Here is an 18,812-nt window from a genome sequence, read left to right as displayed (position 1 = left end):
ACTCCACAACAATCGATGGCTGGCTTCGACCGTATTGACTTGGGGTCTTAGAGTGTCGGGCATGGCTTACGACGTTGCCCGCGTTCGGGGACTCATCCCCTCACTCGGCGACGGTTGGATCCATCTCGATCCGCAGGCCGGCATGCAGATTCCGGACGCGGTGTCGCGCACTGTCTCCACGGCCTTCCGGGCGTCTGCCTCTTCGTCGACCGGGCGACATGTGTCCAGTCGGCGCAGTGCGGCGGTACTCGATGCGGCCCGAGCAGCCGTCGCCGACCTGGTCGGAGGTGATCCCGCCGGGGTCGTACTCGGACCCGACCGATCCGTTCTCCTCGCCTGGCTGGCGGAGTCGCTGAGCACGCGACTCGGCCTCGGAACCGGGCTGGTGCTCTCCCGCCTCGACGAGGAAGCGAACGTCGCGCCCTGGCTCCGAGTCGCCAGCCGCTACGGCGCCCAGGTGCGGTGGGCGGAGGTCGAGATCGAGACGTGCGAACTCCCCAGTTGGCAGTTCCAGGACCTCATCACCACGACGACGCGTCTCGTCGCACTCACCGCCGCATCCCCGATCGTCGGATCGGCGCCCGACGTCCGCGTCGCCTCGGACCGCGTCCACGAAGTCGGGGGACTGATGGTCGTCGACGCGATCGGCGCCGCCCCGTACGCGCACGTCGACATCAACGAACTCGGAGCGGACGTCGTCGCCGTCGGCGCCACCTCCTGGGGCGGGCCGCAGGTCGGGGCGCTCGTCTTCCGCGACCCCACCCTCCTCGACCGCATCCCCGCCGTGTCGCTCAACCCGTATGCGCGGGGTGTCGAACGTCTCGAGGTCGGGGTGCACCAGTTCGCGCTCCTCGCCGGCCTCACCACGTCGATCGACTTCCTCGCGAACCTCGACGAATCGGCCACCGGTTCCCGGCGTCAGAAACTCGAGACGTCCATCAGCTCGCTGCAGAATTACCAGGACACCCTGTTCGACCACCTCATGTCGTCGCTGAAGCGGCTGCCGCAGGTCATGGTCATCGGGCGCTCGCCCAGCCGGGTCCCGACGCTCAGCTTCACCGTCGCCGGAGTCTCGGCCGACAAGGTCGCGTCGCACCTCGCCGACAAGCGCATCGCCACCGTCAGCGGCGTCCACGGCGGCTCCCGGCTGCTCGACGCACTCGGCGTCAACGACGAGGGCGGCGCCGTCACCATCGGTCTCGCGCCGTACACCACCCGCTACGAGATCGACCAGCTCGTGAACGAGCTCGCCACCCTGGGCTGAGCCCGCCGCCCGCTTTGCCCGCTGCGTCCGCCGCCCGGTGCGCCCAATGTGACATTCGTTCCGCTCGAGTGGACGAATGTCACATCGGGCGACGGAAGCAGGCAGACCGTCAGTTCCGCGGGATCGTCAGGATCACCTTGCCGACGGTGTCCGCCGAGTCCAGCAGTTCGTGCCCGCGCGGCGCCTCGGTGATGGGCAGTTCCGCCGAGACGATGGGCTGGACCGCGCCCTCTGCGATCAGCGGCCACAGCCGCTTGCGGACGTCGGCGACGATCTCGGCCTTGCCCTCGTGTCCCGACTCGGCCCGCCCCCGCAGTCCGGCCGCCGTCACGTGGCCGCGCTTGGACAGCAACTTGCCGAGGTCCAGTTCGCCCTTGCGGCCGCCCTGCATACCGATGACGACCAGCCGGCCGTCGGCGGCAAGCACGTCGACGTTGCGGTCGAGGTACGAGCCACCCATGTTGTCGAGGATCACATCGGCGCCGTGTCCATCGGTCGCCTTGCGGATCTCGTCGACGAAATCGGCTTCGCGGTAGTTGACGAGGATGTCGGCGCCGAGTTCGCGGCAGCGCGCCAGCTTCTCCTCGGAGCCGGCGGTGACGGCCACGCGCGCCCCCAGTGCGACGCCCACCTGGATGGCGTGGGTGCCGATGCCGCCGCCACCGCCGTGTACCAGCAGCACGTCGCCGCGGGACAGTCCGGCGCCCATCACGACGTTCGACCACACCGTGCACGCGACCTCCGGCAGCGACGCGGCGACGAGCAGGTCCACCCCTTCGGGCAGCGGGAGCAGCTGCGACGCGGGGACGGCCACCTTCTCCGCGTATCCGCCGCCGGCCAGCAGCGCACACACCTGGTCGCCGACGGACCACCCCGACACTCCCTCGCCGAGTTCGGCGATCGTGCCGGAACATTCGAGCCCGAGGATGTCGCTGGCTCCGGGCGGCGGGGGATAGAACCCCTGACGCTGCAACAGGTCGGCGCGGTTGACGGCCGTCGCGGCCACGTCGAGGAGGACGTGGCCGGGTGGAAGTTCCGGGTCGGGCTGCTCCGCCCACTTCATGACTTCGGGGCCGCCCGGTTGATCGATCGTGATCGCATACATGGGGACGACGCTAGCGAAATGCGTCGGCGCCCGGTGGATGTGACCGATCACAGCGGTCCCTCGGCGTTCCCGGGACCGCACGCTACTGGAAAGTAATGTCGCACTACTAGACTGTGAACCTGTGACAGCAGAAACCTCCGACGCCGAAGCCGCGACCAATTGGTTGACCCCGGCCGAGATGCGCGCCTGGCGCGGGTACATGGACGGCAATCAGCGGCTGATGGACGTCCTCAACCGGGATCTGCAGGAGAAACACGATCTGTCGCTGGCGGATTACCGCATTCTGGTGCTGCTGTCCGAGTCGCCGGACGGTTCGCTGCGCATGAGCGATCTCGCGGACGGCGTCCTGTCCTCCCGCAGCCGACTCACCCACCAGATCCGGCGGATGGAAGCGCAGGGCATGGTCACCCGCGACACGTGCCTCGAAGATGGCCGCGGAGTGCTCGCCGTCATCACCGACGAAGGTCGCGCCCGGCTGGCCGAAGCGGCCCCCACCCATGTGGCCGGGGTGCGCAGCAACCTCGTCGATCTGCTCACCAAGTCTCAGCTGAAGGTTCTCGCCGAGGTGTTCGAACGCGTCGACAAGGCCATCGGCGACCGCTGACCGGTTGCCCGCCGACGCCTCCCTACCGATAAGATCGCCCACGGAAGCGTGGCAGAGCGGCCGAATGCACTCGCCTTGAAAGCGAGCGTCGTGAAAGCGACCGGGGGTTCAAATCCCTCCGCTTCCGCCAACGACCGGCAGCCCTGATCTGGTTTCTTCCAGGTCAGGGCTGTTGTCGTAGCTCTACCTCTTCCGGGGTTTCGGCTGCTTCGGCGGCAGTGCGCCGATCTCGGCGATCGCGCGTTCCACCCACGGTGCGGCGCGGTCCGGGGTGTCGCGCCACCGGTCCGGCAGGGCCAGGTACTCGCGTAGCGGCTTTTCTCCCGGACCGAACGGGCCGACGCCGTCGGACGACGACAGCTCGTCCCTCGCCTGCTCGGTCAGGAATCGCACCCCGACTTTCGGTCCGAGGAGTCCGGCGAACATGTTGCCGTTGACGAACGCGCCCAGGTTGCCGAACATCGGCTTCACCTCGATGCCGGGGGTGTCGGGGATCAGGGACCGGAAGAACTGTTTGTCCTCCTCGGTGGGTCTGGGCATCTTCACGGTCTACTGATCCTGACGTTCCTCGGGCGTCATGATGCTGAAGATCGCGCCCTGCGGGTCGGTGACGGCGGCCATGCGACCGACGGTGGGGATGTCCATCGCTTCGTCGACGATCGTGCCGCCGAGTTCGACGGCCTTCGCGGCGCTGGCGTCGACGTCCTCGACGGCGAAGTACACCCGCCAGTGGTTCGGGGTGCCGGGCTTCATCGGCTCACCGCATCCACCGACCTGGTCGTCGCCCACCTCCAGCAGCGTGTAGGTGTACTCCGGTCCCATCGGCATCTTCGACGACGTGATCCCGAAGACGCTGTTGTAGAACGCGAGCGCCGTGTCGACGTCGTCGGTGTTCAGTTCGTTCCACAGGCAGGCGCCCGGATCGCCGACGAGGGTGGCGCCGATGTGCTTGTTCGCCTGCCACAATCCGACGGCCGCCCCGGTGGGGTCGGTGACGAAGGACATGCGGCCCGCTTCCCCCACGTCGAACGCGGGCATCAGAAACTGGCCGCCTGCGCCGGGGACCTTCGCGACCGTCGCGTCGACGTCGTCGACGGCGATGTAGGTGTTCCAATTCGCCGGCGCCCCGGCTGCGGCCGCATCGGGTTGTAGTGGCGCGATGGCGGCGACGTTCTCACCGCGCACGGTGGCCATCGAGTAGACGGGGCCTTCGGGCATCGGCCGGTCGTCGTATTCCCAGCCGAGTAGTTCCGCATAGAACTTCTTGGCGGCGTCCTGATCGCTGGTTTGCAGGTCGACCCAGTCCGGTGTTCCCTGGGCGTATTCCGACTTGATGGGCATGACTGGACCCTTTCCGTGTGAGGTGTCAGGCCGCCGGGACGGGGCGGCGACCGGTGTAGGCGATGAGCCGGGTGACCGCGTCGCTGGTGTGCGGGGCGGGTACGGGGTCGTCGAACCCGACGGCCTTCCTGCCTTCGGGCGTGATGATCTTGTGTGTCAGCGACAGCACGTATTCGGCGAGAGGCTCGGATACGGCCACGTCGCCTCCGATCGCTGCGGCGAAATCCCAGGCGTGGACGAGGAATTCGATCGAGAGGATTCCCGCGGCGACGGTGGCGGGAGGGTGGTTCGTCCCGATCGTCACCGTGCCGTCCAGGCCGCGAGTGCGCCACGCCTCCAGTGCGGGTTGCGCGAGGTCGGCGATTCTGGCCTCGACGGGTTTGCCGGGGTCGTCGTCGAACGTTGCGCCCGCCGCGCCTCCGAGGGCCGTGATCGAACCGACGAGATGGTCGGCGAGCTGAGAGACGGTGAACTCGGTGCACGCCGTCTGCTTGGACATGTCGTCGGCCGTGACGTCGCGCAGAACGCGTTGGACGACGGCCAGTGTCGCCTCGGCACTGGACAGTTCGTCGAGTGGATCGGGAGCGGCCGCCCAGTCGTCGGGTCCGGCGTCGCTCTTCTGCGCGGCGGCGACGAGACGGTCGAGGTAATGGTTCCAGCCCTCCGCGTGGCGGACGGCCTGTTCGTCGGTGAGTCCGTCGTGCACGAGTCGCACCTCGGTCCCGTCGGCGGTGGGGGTGAGTGTCACCGTCACGGTGGACGCTCCCGGTGGGAGTTCGTCGTCACCTTCCCAGCCCCACGTGTACACCACCCGCTTGCCGGGCACGACCTCGCGGACCGTGCCCGCGGCCGAATGTCCGGGAACGACGGTCCACCGGTACTCGCCACCTGCCTGCAGGTCGACGCGGGCCGCGACGGTCTGCCATCGCCGCAAGCGTTCCGGTCGGGTGACGAGGTCGAACGTGGCGTCCGGGTCCAGCGGGACGACGACGGTCTTGTCGAATGGCATCAGCTGTCTCCTTTGGAAGCTGCTTCCTCGGTGGCGTCCGCGACGAGGCGGTCGAGTTCGTCGATCCAGAAGGAGTCGAACAACGCGCGCAGTTGCGCGAGTCCCTGTGGGTCGAGCCGGTAGTACCTGAAGCGTCCGTCCTTGCGCGCAGTGACCAGCCCGGCCTCGGTGAGCACCCGGAGATGTTGCGATATCGCCGACCGGCTCGCGGGGAAGTGTGCGGCGAGGTTGTTGACGGTCTGTTCACCTGAGGTCAGCAGTTGCATGAGGCGTCTCCGGGTGGGCTCAGCTGCGACTTCCAACTGATCGAGCACGACCAATACGTTAGTCGTGACTAACACGTTGTGCAATGGGTCTCGCCGCAGCGGTCGTGAGGTGGGAGAATTCATGGCGACGAGGGAGTGAGAAATGACAACGTCAAGCCCCTGGCCCACGATTCACGACGAACGCCGTGCCCTGGTGGACGACCTCGAACCGCTGACCGATACCCAGTGGTCGACGCCGTCGCTCTGCGAACGGTGGACCGTGCGGGACGTGTTCGCGCACATCACGGCGACCGAGAAGATGACGCCGCCGAAGTTCGTCGGAAAACTCGTCGGGTCGGGATTCCGGATCAACACCATGTTCGAGAAGGACATCGCACACGAAGAGGAAGGAACACCGGCGGAGTCGCTCGACGAGTTCCGGGCGCACATGAGTGACTCCACGCGCCCGCCCGGCCCGATCGACGCCATGCTGGGCGAGATCATCGTCCACGCCGAGGACATCCGCAGACCGCTCGGCATCGCACACGAGTACCCGATGGACGCGGTCGTCCGCGTCGCCGACTTCTACAAGAACTCGAACCTGCTGATCGGGTCGAAGTCCCGGGTCGCGGGACTGACGCTGCGGGCAACCGACACCGACTGGTCCACCGGGTCAGGGCCCGAGGTCTCCGGGCCGATGCTGGCGCTCGTGCTGGCGATGACGGGTCGCCGCGCCGCGCTCGACGAACTCGGCGGCGACGGTCTCGACCAGCTGAAGTCCGCCCTGCCCAAGTAACGGCAAGTCATCCACACGCACCCCTTCTGAGTAGCCGCACCCGTCAGGGCCCCGGAAGGGGTACGGCTGCGTGAAACGGGTGCGTCTGCCGAGGCGGATGAGCCGCGACGACCGGCCGTGGACCGTGATGACTACAACCCGATCACGCTGGAGCACACAGCTGTCACAAAACCTCTAAGCTCTTGTTGACCGGACGCATTTTGTACTGTGCAATCGGGGTCCACACAGTCCGGGGAAGAGGGATTTCTTTATGCGTCGCGAAGCATTGGCTGCCGTCGGTCTGGCAGTGTCACTGACCCTGATGGGGCCGGCGTTCACTGCAGTGGCCGATCCGGCGCCTGCTCCGGTCGCGCCTCCGTTAAATGGCGTCGCGAGCGTCGACAAGATCGTGCCGCTCACCGACACCCGTAGTGCCGTCTTCATCAATTCCCCCGCCATGGGCCGCGTCGTGCAGGTGCAGGTGCTGCACCCCGCCGGTGGCGGATCCAGGCCGTCGCTGTACCTGCTCGACGGGGTCAGCGCAGGCGCCGAGTCGGACTTCCGGGAAAGCACCTGGACTCAGAAGACGGACGTGGTCCAGTTCTTCGCCGACAAGAAGGTCAACGTGGTGCTCCCGGTCGGCGGCACCGCCAGCTACTACACCGACTGGCAGCAGCCCGACCCCACGCTGGGTGTCAACAAGTGGGAGACGTTCCTTGCCAACGAACTCCCGCCGATCATCGACAAGAACTTCAGCGGCAACGGCGTCAATGCCGTCGCGGGTGTGTCGATGGGCGCGATGGGAGCCGCCAACCTCGTCACCCGGCACCCGCAGCTCTACCGCGGGCTCGCCGCCTACAGCGGATGCCTCGACAACACCCAGCCCAGCTCGCGGGACTCGGTGCGGGGCACGGTGGCGTTCAAGGGCGGCAACCCGGCCAACATGTGGGGTCCCGACACCGATCCGGCCTGGACCGCGCACGACCCTTCGGTGAACGCCGAAGCCCTGCGCGGCAAGCAGATCTACATCTCGACGGGCAACGGGCTCCCCGGACCGTATGAGATCAGCGGAGACATCGCGTCCACGATCGCGGTGGGCGGCCCCCTCGAGGCGGCGGCGAACCTCTGCACGCAGACGTTCCAGCAGCGCCTGACCCACCTCGCGATCCCCGCGACGTTCATCTACCGCCACTTCGGCACGCATTCGTGGCCGTACTGGCAGGACGAACTGCGCACGTCGTGGCCCGTCCTGGAGAGCGCGCTCGGCGTCTGACCGGCGTCTCTAGCCGACCACGGTGATGCGGTCGGTGTTCGGTGTCGTCACCGGTGAATTCGTCCCCAGATACGCCCTGAACGCGTCGAGGTCGCAGCCCGCGTGCACGGCCTCGGCGCGGGTGCGGAAAGCGTCGAAACCGTCACCGCCGTCGGCGAGGAACTTGTTGACGGCCACCCGGTAGGTGCCCTCGGGGACGACGGCGTCGCCGTTCACCCGGATGTCCGAGATGCGTTCGCCGACAGTCGCCGAACGATCCATGGTGTACGCCAGCGAACTCGACGGGGCGAGGATCCGCTCTGTGATCGTGCCGTCTCCGCGCGGCTGGAACTGCTGCTCCAGGGCAGTTTTCAGGGTCGTGCCGGTGACTGCCAGGACCTCGAGGGTATTGCCGAAGGGCTGGGCGGCGTAGGCCTGCCCGTAGGTGACGGCGCCGTCCGGGCCGCGCAGCAGATCCTCGCGGAGTCCACCCGGGTTGGTGAGTGCCACCTGGGCGCCGTGCCCGGACCCCGCCGCAAGCTGGGCGTCGGCGACGACGTTACCGAGGGTGGACTCGCCGCTGCCGGTCTCGTCGCGGGTGAGGTCGCCCGACAACGACGCCACGCGCGCCGCACCGATCTCGGAGGCCCGGGCGGCGGCACCGTCGGCGAGCGCCTGGATGTCGGGGTCCGACGGGATGTCGTGGGTGACCACCTGATTGAACGCCGACGCGCGGTCGCGCAGGACGTCGCGGGTGGTGCGGTCGACCGACACGTCGACCACCGACACGATGCGCCCGTGCGACGCGCCCTGCATCATGACGCGCGGGTTCCCCATCGGGTCGGGAAACGAGCAGTTGTACTGCTGGTGGTTGTCGGCGGTGAAAATGACGTCGACCTTCGGGGACGCCCGCAGCGCGAGGTCGCGAGCGGGGCCGGATGTCACCTCGCACGAATTGGGACCGTTGTCGGCGATGGGTTCGGCTCCCTTGTGCATCAGCAGCACGATGGCCCGCACACCGAAGAAGTCGAGGAGATCCGCGGTCCGGTCGACGGCCGCGAGTTCGTCCGTGAAACGCAGCCCTCCCACCCCCTCCGGGGTCACCATCGTCGCGGTGTCGGCGGGCATGGTCGCGATGACCCCGACCGGGATTCCCTCGACGTAGTCGACGGTGAACGGCAGGGTCGCGGGCGCGCCGTCGTCGAACTCCATGTTCGCTGCGAGGAGCGGAAAGTTCGCGCCCTCGAACGTGTTTCCGAAGCGGCAGCCGTCGGTGGGGTGGCAGCCTCCGGTCTGCATCCGCCGGAACTCCGTGTATCCCTCGTCGAGTTCGTGATTGCCGATCGCGGACGCGTCGACGCCCATCGTGTTGAGCAGCTGCACGGTCGGTTCGTCGTGGAACATCGCGGATTCGAGCGCCGACGATCCCCAGCTGTCGCCCACCGAATACAGCAGTGAATGCGTCGCCTGGCCGCGCAGCTGATCGACGTACGCGGCCAGGTAGGCGGCACCGCCGGCCGGGACCAGCGAGCCGTCGGCGTGCTTCACCTGACTGCGGATGCCGGGCGGCGGTTCGAGGCTGCCGTGGAGGTCGTTGAAGGCGAGGAGCCGGACGGAGACCGCGGTGTCCTGCGCCTGCGCCACGGACAGCCCCGCCGTCACCGAAATCGCCAGCGCCATCGCCAGTCCGGCAGCCGGCACTGCAGTGCGGAGCGCGGCGCGGCGACGCATGTGGGGGCTCCCTTCGGCAAAACCTCACTGAGTCTGCCAACAATGGAGTCACGGGCGTTATACCCGTGGGTAACGTTTACGTCTCGAGCGTCACGCCCGGACCGCGACGTTCGCGATCGAGCGGGCCTCGGTGCTCGTCGCGAAGGCGAGGAACGCGTCGTTCTCCGCGGGATCGCCGATCGTGATCCGCACCCCGTCGTCGCCGTACGGGCGCAGCAGCACACCGGCCTCGGCGCTGGCGGCGGCGAACGCCCCGGAGTGGGTGCCCAACGGGAGGTAGACGAAGTTGGCGGCCGATTCGGGCACCTCGTACCCGGCGGCGAGCAGGGCGTCGCGCACCCGGTTCCGCTCGGCGACGACCCCGTCCGTGCGTGCCAGCAGTTCTCCGGACGCGGCCAGCGACGCGATGGCGGCGGCCTGCGCGACGGCATTGACCGCGAACGCGATGTGCACCTTGGTCAGCGCGGTGACGACCGCGGGATCGGCGACCGCGTACCCCACGCGGATGCCGGCGAGACCGTAGGCCTTGGAGAACGTGCGCAGCACCACCACGTTGGGGCGTCCGCGGAACAGTTCGATGCCGTCGGCGTCGGACCGGTTGTACTCGAAGTAGGCCTCGTCGAGGGCCACCAGGACGTCGGCGGGGACGGCGTCGAGGAACCGCTCGAGTTCGGCATTCGTCAGCGCGGTGCCGGTGGGGTTGTTCGGGTTGCAGACGAAGATCAGCCGGGTGCGGTCGGTGATCGCGGCCAGCATCGCGTCGAGGTCGTGACCGTGGTCGGCGGTGAGCGGAACCTTGACGGGCGTCGCCCCGGCCACCTGCGTGACCACGGGGTAGGCCTCGAACGACCGCCACGCGAAGATGACCTCGTCACCGTCGTTGCAGGTTGCCTGCACCAACTCCTGGCACAGGCTCACCGAACCGCAACCCGCGGCGATGTTCTCGGTGGCCACCCCGAGGTGGTCGGCGAGCGCCGCGATCAGGGCGACGTGACCGTTGTCCGGGTACCGGTTGGCATTGGCGGCGGCGTCCGCGATGGCGTCCCGCACACTCGGCAACGGGCCCAGCGTGGTCTCGTTGCTCGCCAGCTTGATGGCGCCCGGAAAGTTCTTGCCGGGGATGTAGGCCGGAATCGTCTCGAGGTCTGCCCTGGTTCGCGGAGTCACCAGGCGATTATGCGCCTCCCGATCCACTGCGCCGACGCCCCCTTCGTGCCAAGGTAGGGGCATGTCGGGATTCTTCAGGGACAGTGCAGCCCTGCGGACGTCCGGAGACGCGCCGGAAAGCCCTCAGATGCGTGTTCCGCTCACCGCGGTCGAACCGGACGGTCCGGCGCGGGGCGGGATCGTGGTCCTGCACGAGTCGCGTACCTTCAGCGAACCTCTCCTCGATCTGATGCGCTCGCTCGCGATGGAGGGGTGGGTGACGGTGGCGCCGCACCTCTTCCACCGGGAACCTGCGCCGAGCGATGTCGAGGTGTTCGGCGACGCCCTGTTCGCCGACTTCGACGCCACCTTCGACTGGCTGATCGCGCGGGGCATCTACGCCGACTGTGTGGGCGTGCTGGGTTTCGACGACGCCGGGACCGCAGCCCTGCTCGTCGCGACGACGCGTCCGGTCGGCGCAGCCGTGAGTGTTGCCGCCCGCGGGATCGTCGAGCCGCTGTCGGAGGACGCGCCTGCGCTGGTGCACGCCGCCCCCGACCTGAAGGCCCCCTGGCTCGGTCTGTACGGGGAAGACGATCCGTCCACGCCGCCCGATCAGGTCGAGCGGCTGCGCGACGCCACCGCCAAGTCGGACGTCGCGGGGCTCGTCGTGAGTTACGCCGGCCTCGCGCACCGGGCCGACGAACCGCCCCAGGTGCCCGACGGCAGGGACGACGACCCGGGTGCCCAGGCCATCGTCGACGCACAGCGGCGGATCTTCGACTGGTTCGACAGCCACCTGCGATAAAGCGGCCATCCATGCGCTCTGACCAGCCGTTTTGCCTTTGTGGTGGAAAGGTGTGTAATCTTTCGCACCGGCGGTCCGAAGGGATCGGAACCACCCCAGGGAGGCGTGCCAGAGCGGCCGAATGGGACTCACTGCTAATGAGTTGTCCCTTTTACGAGGGACCGGAGGTTCAAATCCTCTCGCCTCCGCCACACCGGGCCTAGTCGGCCGGTGCAAGCTAGACAACTGAAGAACATGCGCCCGTAGCTCAACGGATAGAGCACTTGACTACGGATCAAGAGGTTAGGGGTTCGAATCCCTTCGGGCGCACAAAGAAACCCCGTCAGCTGCAGTGATGCAGGTGGCGGGGTTTCTCTTTGTCGCCGATCCGGGCCGTCGCCGCCTAGCAGCAGGACGTGCCCGCGGAGGCTTTCGCCCCGTCCGCGGTGCCGCAGCAGGTGGCCCCCTCGGCGTCGGGGTCGAGGTGCCGGGGGCTCGACCCGAACGTGTCGGAGTCGGCGAGCACGGTGTAGACCTCCCACTTCTCGCCGGCGGGGCCGGTGACCCACACCTTGTCCTGGGTCGCGAAGCAACAGGTGGTGCCGATCTCCTCGTCGGTGAACAGGCCTTCCCCGGACAGCCGTGCGATCTCCTCGTGCACCCGGGAGCTCGATTCGACCTCGACGCCGAGGTGGTTGATGGTGCCGCCCTCGCCGGGGTTCTCGATCAGCACCAGCTTGAGGGGTGGCTGCGCGATGGCGAAGTTCGCGTAGCCCGGCTTCAGTTTCGCCGGTTGTGTATCGAACAGTTTCGAGTAGAACGTGACTGCTTCCTCCAGATTGTCGACATTGAGGGCGAGCTGGGCGCGGGACATGACAACCTCCACCTGTGTGACATATGTCGAATTGCTTGCACCCATAGAGTCCCACCTTTTTGACATATGTCAAGAAGCTGGGACGATGGAGCCATGCCCAAGACGTTGCCGGTCGTAGATGTCTCCGCGCCGATCTGCTGCGCGCCCGTCTCGGCCGCCCCGATGACCGACGAGGCCGCCCTGCACCTCGCGCTGCGCCTGAAGGCGCTGGCCGACCCGGTCCGCATCAAGCTGATGTCGATTCTGCTGACCGCGAGCGGCGGCGAGGTGTGCACGTGCGATCTCGCGACCGGCGTGGGCCTGTCCGAATCGACCGTCAGTCACCATCTCGGCCAGCTGAAGAAGGCGGGAATGGTCCAGCCCGTCCGCCGCGGCATGAACGTCTTCTACAGTGCGCGGGCGGACGCCCTCGACGCACTGCGGGTGGTCCTCGACCCCAACTGCTGCACCTGACGCCGGCCGGGATCGGTCACGACGTTCGCGTGCTCGATTCGAGACCGATCGTGGTGGTGGTCGAACCGAGACCGATCCGTGGCCAGCCTGCGGTGACCGCGATGAATCCCGACGCGGGTATCGCGTCCAGCCAGTAGTGCGGTTCGGTGCGGTACTCGGGCGGCCCGCTCCGGCACGGCTTCGACGCCGCCGCCGGATGGTAGGGATCGGCCTCGCCTTCGATGTCGTCGACGCGCGCCCGCACCGACAGATAGGACCACCGCGTCGAGGGATCGTCGGGGTCGGACAGCGGGCGGGTCTCGTATTGCGCCAGCTCCGCGGGCCTGCCCGTCGCGGTCAGGGCCATCCGGAGGTGGAGGCCGTCCGGGAACGCCACCACCTCGAACAGCTCGAGCGTGAGATGGTCTTCGGCCGTGAGCAGCAGGGGGCCGTGCACCTGGTGTCCTCCGGTGGTGGGTGGTGCTACTGCCGGCCAACGCGGTCTGCGCATGACCCCTATAGTCCCACCGATCCGAATGCAGATGCAATGGTGGACAACGAAGTTCATGCCGTGTAGGGGTCGGCGCAGCCGCGACCTCAGCAGGTGGGCGGGACGAACTCCGGCTGGTCGAGCAGTCGGAGCCAGCTTCCGTCCGGTTGCCTGCGGACGACCTGCGCCCGCGCGCCGGATCCGTCCTTGGGTGGGGTGGACGTGAGTGCGATGTCGTCACTGATCAGCGTGGGGAGTGGCGTCTCCGGTTCGAAGTGCGGCGCGTTCGCGAGCACCGACTCCCACAGTTTCTGGATGGCTGCCCGGCCGACCGTCCGGCTCCCGGGCGGATACGCCATGACGGCGTTCTCCTCGTAGAGGGCGGCCACTCCGGCCGCGTCGCCGGCGTTGCTGCGCTCGACGAACAGTCGGGTGAGATCTTCGGGGTTCAGGGCCTTCTCGTGGTCGGACACGGGGATCCTTTCGTGGGTGAACTGCTGTCACATCCCAGAGTGGTGTCGCCGCAACCGGAAGTCCAACAGATAGTTCTGCTGAATACTAGAATTACTGCTTATGGAACTGAGGCAGCTGGAGTACTTCGTCGCGGTCGCCGAGGAAGCGAACTTCACCCGTGCCGCGGAACGCGTCCACATCAGCCAGTCGGGGATCAGCGCGCAGATCCGGCAGCTCGAGCACGACCTCGGCGCCACGCTGATCGACCGGTCGAGCCGGACGGCGACGCTCACGTCCGCGGGAGAAGCGGCGCTCGTGCACGCCCGCGCGGCACTCGCCTCGGCCGGCGCGATGCGGCAGGCCGTGGACGACGTGAACCAGCTGATCCGGGGCCGGCTCGTCGTGGGGATGGTCACCGCCTGCACGGTGAAGCCGCTGTTCGACGCGCTGTCCGCGTTCCACGTCGCGCACCCCGGGATCGAGATCACGCTGACCGAGGACAGTTCCGACCGCCTGGTCGAACGGGTCCGCGCCGGTGCGATCGATCTCGCTCTCGTGGGCACCGCGACCGCCCCGCCGGACGGGCTGGACGCCTTCCCGATCATCAGCGAGGGGCTGGTCGCGGCCGTGCCGCCCGGGCACCCGCTGGCCGGGCGTTCGCGCGTCACCCTGGCCGAACTCGGCGACCATGCGATCGTATGTATGCCGACCGGAACGGGGATCCGAACGGTCTTCGACCAGGCGTGTGCGGCCGCCGGCCTCCGCCCCGACATCGCTTTGCAGGCGAGTGCGCCCGACGCCGTCGCCGACCTCGCGATCCGCGGACTGGGTGTCGCGATCCTCAGCGAGTCGATGGCGACGGACTACCGGGGGCGGTTGACGGCGGTCGCACTGGACGATGTCGACATCCCGGCCGTGCTCGCGCTGGTGTGGAAGAGTCTCGCTGGTCCGGCGCTCCGTGAACTCGTCCAGCACACCCGCCGCTCCTTCGGGGAAGTGCCGGCCGCGGTCGGCCGGTAAATCCTCACACCACCGACGTCATCCCGCCGTCGATGAAGATCACCTGACCGTTGACGTACCGGGAACCGTCCGACGCCAGCCACACCGCCGGACCGACGAGATCGTCCGGGGTGCCCCACCGGCCTGCCGGCGCGCGGCCGCGGAGCCACGCGTCGAACTCGGGGTCGTCGACGAGGGCCTGCGTCATCTCGGTGTGAATGTAGCCGGGCGCGAGGCCGTTGATCTGCAACCCGGACGCCGCCCATTCGGCCGTCATCGCGCGAGTCAGATTCCGCAGTCCGCCCTTCGCGGCGGTGTACGGCGCGATCGTGGGCCGGGCCAGGTCGCTCTGCACCGAGCAGACGTTGATGATCTTGCCGCTCCCTCGGGCGATCTGAAACCGTGCGACCGCCCGCCCGACGAGGAAGGCGCTGGTGAGGTCGGTGGTGAGCACCCTGTTCCAGTCCTCGAGGGTGACGTCGAGCAGCGGCTGACGGTGTTGCAGCGCAGCGTTGTTCACCAGAATCTCGATCGGCCCGACCCCCGATTCGATCCGTTCGACGGCGTCGGTCACCCGCTCGGGATCCGTGACGTCGAACGCGTACGCGTGGACGCGGGTCTCGCCGAACTGCTCGCGGAGGCGCTCACGTGCCTGTGCGAGGCGCTCGGCCGACACCCCGTTGAGGACGATCGTGGCGCCCGCCTCGGCCAGGCCGCGTGCGAGTGCGTAGCCGATTCCCCGGCTCGAACCGGTGACCAGGGCGATGCGCCCGGACAGATCGAAGAGGTTCACAGCGCACGCACCGAGTTGGCCAGCGTGCCGATACCGCCGAGCGTGATCTCGGCACGGTCACCCGGTTTGACCGGGCCGAGCGTGAACGGGCAACCCGTGAGCACGACGTCTCCCGGCCCGAGGGTGAGATACCGGGTGAGATGGACCAGTTGCTCGGACACGTTCCATGCGAGCTGCCGCGTGGACGCCTCCGCCACGGTCACGCCGTTGACGCGCACGGTGATCGGAACGTCCCCGGAGCCGAGATCCGTCTCGATCCACGGTCCCAGCGGGGTGAAACCGTCGCCGTGCTTCGCCTGGGTGAGCTTGTCGTCCAGCGCTATCTGCTCGACGGCGGTGACGTCGTTGCCGATCGTGTACCCGAGGATCGCGGACGGGACGTCCTCCGGGCGAAGCCTGCGGCACGTGCGGCGGATGACGACGGCCAGTTCGCCCTCCACGTTGACCTGCCCCAGCCCTTCGTCGACGACGATCGGATCGTCGGGGCCGATCACCGTGCGCGTCGACTTCATGAACGCCTGCAACGGCAGGTCGCGATCTCCGGGTGCGCCGTTGTGGGCCATCCCGAGCAGGACCTGCGGTTCGGCGGGCGCGAGCAGCCGTGCGCCGTCGAGGTCGTGTGCGGGTCCGGTGAATGCCGGAGTGTCCGCGTACGGATCCGCCACCTCGTGCCAGCGACCGTCGCGCAGGCACACCGGCCGCGGTTCCGAGTCGGTGGCGATGCGGGCCAGTCTCATGCGTCGACCCGATCCTTCGACTCGGTGGTAACGGCATCCGGTCCGTGGACCGGGTCGGCCATCGCATCCCAGGCCAGCCCGAGGTCGCGGCCACGGGTTTCGGGTGTCACGAACGTGGTGGCGAACGTGATGACGCTGAGGACCAGAACGTAGATCGCGAGCGGCACCCACGAGTTGTTCAGCAGCGACAGCAGCAGTGCGCCGACGAAGGGGGCGATGCCGCCGGCGAGGATGGCGCTCGTCTCCCGGGCGACGGCGACGCCGATGTAGCGGTGACGATTTCCGAACAGTTCGGGTAGGGCCGCGCACTGCGCGCCGAGCATCACGTTGACACCGATCCCGTAGCTGACCGCGAGCGTCGCCACCACGAGGTACGGGTTGCCGAGCGAGAGCAGCCACCACGACGGGACCGCGAGGACGAGCTGCAGCGCCGCACCGAACCGGTACACCCGCATCCGGCCGAAGCGGTCCGACAGCGCACCCGAGAACGGGATGACGAGCATGCCGATGGCGGCGCCGCAGGCGATGGCGAGCGGTCCGATCGACTTGCTGACACCCACCACCGTCGTGACGTAGCTGATGCCGAGGGTCTGGAAGATGTACGAGCCGCCGTTCTCGGCCATCCGCAGGCCGATGCCGCGGAGCACGCTGGGCATCGAGCTGCCGATCAGTTCCCGGAACGGGCTCTCACTGATCTGATCCTGCTTCTCCAGCTTGACGAACGTGGGGCTCTCCTGCATGCGGAGCCGGATGAACACGGCGACCGCGATGAGGAAGACCGACGCCAGGAACGGCACCCGCCACACCCAGGCGAGGAGGAGTTCGCGATCGATCTGGCCGAGGATCGCGAAGACCCCGGACGCCATCAGGGTGCCCACCATGATTCCGACGAACGGGAGTGCGGAGAAGAATCCGCGGCGCTCGGTGGGCGAGTACTCCGCCATCAGCGTGGTGGCACCGGCCTGTTCGGCGCCCGCGCCGAAGCCCTGCAGCAGTCGCAGCGCGACCAGCAGGATCGGGGCCCAGATGCCCACCTGCGCGCCGGTCGGCAGGACCCCGATCAGCGTGCTCGCGCCGCCCATGATCGCGATCGTGATCATCAGGACGGCCTTGCGTCCGAGGCGGTCCCCGAGGGCGCCGAAGAACAGGCCGCCGACGGGCCGGGCGAGGAAGCCGACGGCGTACGTGCCGAAACTGGCCATCAACGCGGCCGACGCACCCATGGCGGGGAAGAACAGCTGGCCGAAGATCAGTGCCGCCGCCAGGCCGTACAGGGCGAAGTCGTAGTACTCGAGCGCGCTGCCGATGGAACTGGCGAGCGTCGCGCGTTTGAGGTTTGCGGCGTACTCCGGGTCGTCGGAGGCGCGCACCGGTGGGGTGGAGTGGCTGCTACCTTCCGGCATCTTCGAGTCTGCGCCTACTTGAATCTTCGATTCTGGGGACATCTTCTGCTCCGTTGTGGGACGGGACCACGTCGAGCGCGGTCACAAACAGGTCGGTGCAGTGACCCAGGTCACTGGCGTGTCGAGGACGATACCGCGCGGACGGCTATTTGTCATACATAACTGAAAGTGTTGACTGAATCACATGATTAGTGCAAAGTTTTTGATCTGAACATATGGTCAGCAACGGCCCGTACCGGAGGAATCTGCAGTGAGCGCACACGACCCGAAGCCACTCGACGGGCGACTCCGCGTCGTCGCCGCGACCCCTGTGAGCGAAGAGCTCATCGGTCTCGTCACCCGGGCGGAACCGCGCGTCGACTTCATCCGCGAGCAGGATCTGCTGCCGCCCTCCCGATTCCCGGGTGATCACTCCGGCGATCCGTCGTTCTCCCGGACCGCGGAGCAGCAGAAGGCCTTCGACGACCTGGTCGATTCGGCGCACGCCCTGTACGGCGTGCCCGACGAGAATCCCACGGCGCTGACGAGGACGGCAGGCGTCAACCCCGACCTCCGCTGGGTGCACACGATGCCCGCCGGCGGCGGGGCCCAGGTGAAGGCGGCCGGGCTCACCGACGAGCAACTCGCCCGCATCGCATTCAGCACCTCCGCCGGTGTGCACGCGGAACCGTTGGCCGAGTTCGCCGTCTTCGGCCTGCTGGCCGGCGCCAAGACCCTCCCGCGTCTCCTCGCCCAGCAGCGCGACAAGGTGTGGAGCGGCCGCTGGGCGATGGGAACCGTGTCCGGGCAGCGCATCGTCGTCGTCGGGCTGGGCAGCATCGGCCGTGCGACGGCACTGAAGCTGAAGGCCCTCGGCGCCACCGTCGTGGGAACGAGCAGGCGCGACACCGCGGTCGAGGGCGTCGACGAGATCGTCCACCCCGACCGGCTGGCCGATGTGGTCGGGGACGCGGACGGCATCGTCGTGACGCTTCCCGGAACCAGCGCCACCGAAGGCCTCGTCAGCGCAAAGGTATTCGGCGCGGTCAAGCCCGGAGTCACGGTGGTGAGCGTGGGCCGGGGCACCGTCGTCGACGAGGTCGCCATGACCGCCGCGATCGAGGACGGGCGGGTCGGGTTCGCCGCGCTGGACGTGTTCGCGTCCGAGCCCCTGGCATCGGACAGTCCGCTGTGGCTCATCCGAACGTGCTGGTCAGCCCGCACACCGCGGCGTTGAACCCCGCGGAGGACCGCCTCATCGCGGAACTGTTCGCGCGCAACGCCACCCGGTTCCTCGACGGCGAGGAGCTGATCAACCGCGTCGACACCGTCGAGTTCTACTGACGCTTCCGGCGTTCATCCCTCACGGATGATGTCTCGTCGCCCCTGCTCT

20 protein-coding genes, 3 tRNA genes and 1 pseudogene are annotated in these 18,812 nt (G+C 68.1%); 11 read left to right on the top strand and 13 right to left on the bottom strand.

The window, feature by feature from the left end; translation table 11 throughout:
* Positions 1-61 precede the first annotated feature (61 nt).
* Positions 62-1,264 carry a cysteine desulfurase-like protein gene (locus ACNJ7E_RS32945; protein ID WP_105413992.1) on the top strand — a complete coding sequence of 401 codons (1,203 nt, stop codon included), beginning with the start codon at positions 62-64 and terminating at the stop codon, positions 1,262-1,264.
* Between the two features lie 109 nt (positions 1,265-1,373).
* On the opposite strand, the gene ACNJ7E_RS32940 is transcribed toward ACNJ7E_RS32945, so the two are convergent.
* The gene (locus ACNJ7E_RS32940) at positions 1,374-2,369 is read right to left on the bottom strand and encodes an NAD(P)H-quinone oxidoreductase (protein ID WP_280781843.1); all 996 of its coding nucleotides are present in this window, start codon (positions 2,367-2,369) and stop codon (positions 1,374-1,376) included.
* A 121-nt stretch (positions 2,370-2,490) separates the two neighbouring features.
* Here ACNJ7E_RS32940 and ACNJ7E_RS32935 point away from each other — a divergent pair, with 121 nt between their 5' ends.
* Both ACNJ7E_RS32935 and ACNJ7E_RS32930 read left to right on the top strand, forming a co-directional pair.
* Complete coding sequence (locus ACNJ7E_RS32935) at positions 2,491-2,973, top strand: MarR family winged helix-turn-helix transcriptional regulator (RefSeq protein ID WP_005248780.1); 483 nt, start codon at positions 2,491-2,493, stop codon at positions 2,971-2,973.
* 42 nt (positions 2,974-3,015) lie between these two features.
* Positions 3,016-3,103: transfer RNA gene (locus tag ACNJ7E_RS32930), tRNA-Ser, on the top strand.
* 53 nt (positions 3,104-3,156) lie between these two features.
* Here the strand turns inward: ACNJ7E_RS32930 and ACNJ7E_RS32925 are convergent.
* Genes ACNJ7E_RS32925 through ACNJ7E_RS32910 form a run of 4 tightly spaced genes read right to left on the bottom strand, consistent with a single transcriptional unit; the run spans position 3,157 to position 5,589 of the window.
* Positions 3,157-3,519 (bottom strand): TfoX/Sxy family protein, encoded by a 363-nt coding sequence (locus ACNJ7E_RS32925; protein WP_348539634.1) that lies wholly within the window; start codon positions 3,517-3,519, stop codon positions 3,157-3,159.
* 3 nt (positions 3,520-3,522) lie between these two features.
* Positions 3,523-4,314, bottom strand: coding sequence for a VOC family protein (locus ACNJ7E_RS32920; RefSeq protein ID WP_418341883.1), 792 nt, complete (start codon positions 4,312-4,314; stop codon positions 3,523-3,525).
* A 25-nt stretch (positions 4,315-4,339) separates the two neighbouring features.
* Positions 4,340-5,323, bottom strand: coding sequence for a TIGR03086 family metal-binding protein (locus ACNJ7E_RS32915; RefSeq protein WP_418341882.1), 984 nt, complete (start codon positions 5,321-5,323; stop codon positions 4,340-4,342).
* Positions 5,323-5,589, bottom strand: a complete 267-nt coding sequence (locus ACNJ7E_RS32910; protein WP_009477195.1) for an ArsR/SmtB family transcription factor — start codon at positions 5,587-5,589, stop codon at positions 5,323-5,325. Before ACNJ7E_RS32910 ends, ACNJ7E_RS32915 begins: the two co-directional genes overlap by 1 nt.
* Before the next feature lie 142 nt (positions 5,590-5,731).
* Here ACNJ7E_RS32910 and ACNJ7E_RS32905 point away from each other — a divergent pair, with 142 nt between their 5' ends.
* Positions 5,732-6,364 (top strand): maleylpyruvate isomerase family mycothiol-dependent enzyme, encoded by a 633-nt coding sequence (locus tag ACNJ7E_RS32905; RefSeq protein WP_280781838.1) that lies wholly within the window; start codon positions 5,732-5,734, stop codon positions 6,362-6,364.
* 250 nt (positions 6,365-6,614) lie between these two features.
* Positions 6,615-7,616: an alpha/beta hydrolase gene (locus ACNJ7E_RS32900; protein ID WP_418341881.1), complete on the top strand. Its 1,002-nt coding sequence runs from the start codon at positions 6,615-6,617 to the stop codon at positions 7,614-7,616.
* 9 nt (positions 7,617-7,625) lie between these two features.
* Here the strand turns inward: ACNJ7E_RS32900 and ACNJ7E_RS32895 are convergent, their stop codons facing one another.
* Both ACNJ7E_RS32895 and hisC read right to left on the bottom strand, forming a co-directional pair.
* Positions 7,626-9,326 carry a bifunctional metallophosphatase/5'-nucleotidase gene (locus tag ACNJ7E_RS32895; RefSeq protein WP_418341880.1) on the bottom strand — a complete coding sequence of 567 codons (1,701 nt, stop codon included), beginning with the start codon at positions 9,324-9,326 and terminating at the stop codon, positions 7,626-7,628.
* Positions 9,327-9,416: 90 nt separating this feature from the next.
* The gene (gene hisC / locus ACNJ7E_RS32890) at positions 9,417-10,493 is read right to left on the bottom strand and encodes a histidinol-phosphate transaminase (protein ID WP_280781836.1); all 1,077 of its coding nucleotides are present in this window, start codon (positions 10,491-10,493) and stop codon (positions 9,417-9,419) included.
* Between the two features lie 61 nt (positions 10,494-10,554).
* Here hisC and ACNJ7E_RS32885 point away from each other — a divergent pair, with 61 nt between their 5' ends.
* The 3 genes from ACNJ7E_RS32885 (at position 10,555) to ACNJ7E_RS32875 (ending at position 11,589) form a co-directional block, all read left to right on the top strand.
* The gene (locus tag ACNJ7E_RS32885) at positions 10,555-11,280 is read left to right on the top strand and encodes a dienelactone hydrolase family protein (RefSeq protein WP_280781835.1); all 726 of its coding nucleotides are present in this window, start codon (positions 10,555-10,557) and stop codon (positions 11,278-11,280) included.
* 99 nt (positions 11,281-11,379) lie between these two features.
* A tRNA-Ser gene (locus ACNJ7E_RS32880) sits at positions 11,380-11,471 on the top strand.
* Positions 11,472-11,516: 45 nt separating this feature from the next.
* Positions 11,517-11,589, top strand: a tRNA-Arg gene (locus tag ACNJ7E_RS32875).
* 73 nt (positions 11,590-11,662) lie between these two features.
* On the opposite strand, the gene ACNJ7E_RS32870 is transcribed toward ACNJ7E_RS32875, so the two are convergent.
* Positions 11,663-12,133 (bottom strand): ArsI/CadI family heavy metal resistance metalloenzyme, encoded by a 471-nt coding sequence (locus ACNJ7E_RS32870; protein ID WP_283332680.1) that lies wholly within the window; start codon positions 12,131-12,133, stop codon positions 11,663-11,665.
* Between the two features lie 93 nt (positions 12,134-12,226).
* Here ACNJ7E_RS32870 and ACNJ7E_RS32865 point away from each other — a divergent pair, with 93 nt between their 5' ends.
* Positions 12,227-12,586, top strand: a complete 360-nt coding sequence (locus tag ACNJ7E_RS32865; RefSeq protein ID WP_280781833.1) for an Rv2640c family ArsR-like transcriptional regulator — start codon at positions 12,227-12,229, stop codon at positions 12,584-12,586.
* Positions 12,587-12,602: 16 nt separating this feature from the next.
* On the opposite strand, the gene ACNJ7E_RS32860 is transcribed toward ACNJ7E_RS32865, so the two are convergent.
* Together ACNJ7E_RS32860 and ACNJ7E_RS32855 are read right to left on the bottom strand one after the other, a co-directional pair.
* Positions 12,603-13,076 (bottom strand): hypothetical protein, encoded by a 474-nt coding sequence (locus ACNJ7E_RS32860; protein WP_280781832.1) that lies wholly within the window; start codon positions 13,074-13,076, stop codon positions 12,603-12,605.
* A gap of 86 nt (positions 13,077-13,162) precedes the next feature.
* Complete coding sequence (locus tag ACNJ7E_RS32855; protein WP_418341879.1) at positions 13,163-13,528, bottom strand: YybH family protein; 366 nt, start codon at positions 13,526-13,528, stop codon at positions 13,163-13,165.
* Positions 13,529-13,628: 100 nt separating this feature from the next.
* On the opposite strand from ACNJ7E_RS32855, the gene ACNJ7E_RS32850 reads away from it, so the two are divergent.
* Positions 13,629-14,528 (top strand): LysR family transcriptional regulator, encoded by a 900-nt coding sequence (locus ACNJ7E_RS32850; RefSeq protein ID WP_418341878.1) that lies wholly within the window; start codon positions 13,629-13,631, stop codon positions 14,526-14,528.
* A 4-nt stretch (positions 14,529-14,532) separates the two neighbouring features.
* On the opposite strand, the gene ACNJ7E_RS32845 is transcribed toward ACNJ7E_RS32850, so the two are convergent.
* Genes ACNJ7E_RS32845 through ACNJ7E_RS32835 form a run of 3 tightly spaced genes read right to left on the bottom strand, consistent with a single transcriptional unit; the run spans position 14,533 to position 17,482 of the window.
* Entirely contained in the window at positions 14,533-15,300 is a 768-nt protein-coding gene (locus ACNJ7E_RS32845; protein ID WP_418341877.1) for an SDR family oxidoreductase, read from the bottom strand.
* Entirely contained in the window at positions 15,297-16,037 is a 741-nt protein-coding gene (locus ACNJ7E_RS32840) for a fumarylacetoacetate hydrolase family protein (RefSeq protein WP_418341876.1), read from the bottom strand. The genes ACNJ7E_RS32845 and ACNJ7E_RS32840 overlap by 4 nt, the downstream gene beginning before the upstream one ends.
* Positions 16,034-17,482, bottom strand: a complete 1,449-nt coding sequence (locus ACNJ7E_RS32835; protein WP_418341875.1) for an MFS transporter — start codon at positions 17,480-17,482, stop codon at positions 16,034-16,036. Before ACNJ7E_RS32835 ends, ACNJ7E_RS32840 begins: the two co-directional genes overlap by 4 nt.
* Before the next feature lie 208 nt (positions 17,483-17,690).
* On the opposite strand from ACNJ7E_RS32835, the pseudogene ACNJ7E_RS32830 reads away from it, so the two are divergent.
* A pseudogene (locus ACNJ7E_RS32830) lies at positions 17,691-18,763 on the top strand (D-2-hydroxyacid dehydrogenase).
* The last annotated feature ends 49 nt before the right edge of the window (positions 18,764-18,812 follow it).

It is taken from the genome of Rhodococcus mengyinensis, assembly GCF_048381435.1.
Lineage (GTDB): Bacteria > Actinomycetota > Actinomycetes > Mycobacteriales > Mycobacteriaceae > Rhodococcus_F > Rhodococcus_F opacus_D.
The sequence above is the reverse complement of the archived record's forward strand: the minus strand, read 5'-3'. Positions and strand labels throughout refer to the sequence as shown.